At 51.8% G+C, this 697-nt stretch carries 1 protein-coding gene; it reads left to right on the top strand.

The features are described from left to right. Positions 1-79 precede the first annotated feature (79 nt). Positions 80-697, top strand: a 618-nt coding sequence (locus CFR72_RS16905) for an IS110 family RNA-guided transposase (protein ID WP_244182362.1), incomplete at its 3' end; no start/stop codon positions are given.

A 697-nucleotide genomic window follows, 5' to 3' on the forward strand; every position in this document is an offset into this window, starting at 1 on the left:
CCAGATGGGGTGGACGGCCTCCATGCGACATCAATGTGCCATGATGAGGTCGGAAGACCATTCAGAGGAGACCGCCCGGATGAAAGTTACCATAATCGGCCTGGATATCGCCAAGTCTGTTTTTCAAGTGCATGGCACGGACGCAAGCGGAAAATGTCTGCTCAAGAAGAAACTCGGGCGGAGTGAAGTTATCTCATTCTTTGAAAAGCTGGAGCGCTGCCTGGTCGTACTCGAAGCCTGTAGCACGTCGCATCACTGGGCTCGTGTCATCCGTGACACCGGTCATGAGGTAAAACTCATTCCCCCTGAAATGGTCAAACCATTTGTCAAACGTGGCAAGAAAAACGATGCTGTTGATGCCGCCGCGATTTGTCTTGCCGCGATCCATCCCGACACGCGCTTCGTCCCGATTAAAAATCGGGAGCAGCAAAGCCTGTTATCGCTGCACTCAACTCGTACCCTTCTGGTCAAACAGCAAACGATGCTGGTGAATGCGTTGCGTGCACTTGCAGCGGAATTCGGTTTGATTGTTCCCCTTGGAAATGCCCGTCTCCCCGAACTTCTGGCGAAAATCGAAACCTCATCCAATCTGCCTGATGCCCTGAAACAGACAACCATGCTGCTCTTTGAACAGTATGGTCGACTGAACGAAAGCATAGAAAACCTGGAAGGAGGTATCCGGACACATGCCAAACAG

It is taken from the genome of Gluconacetobacter entanii, from assembly GCF_003206495.1.
In the GTDB taxonomy this organism is placed as follows: domain Bacteria; phylum Pseudomonadota; class Alphaproteobacteria; order Acetobacterales; family Acetobacteraceae; genus Novacetimonas; species Novacetimonas entanii.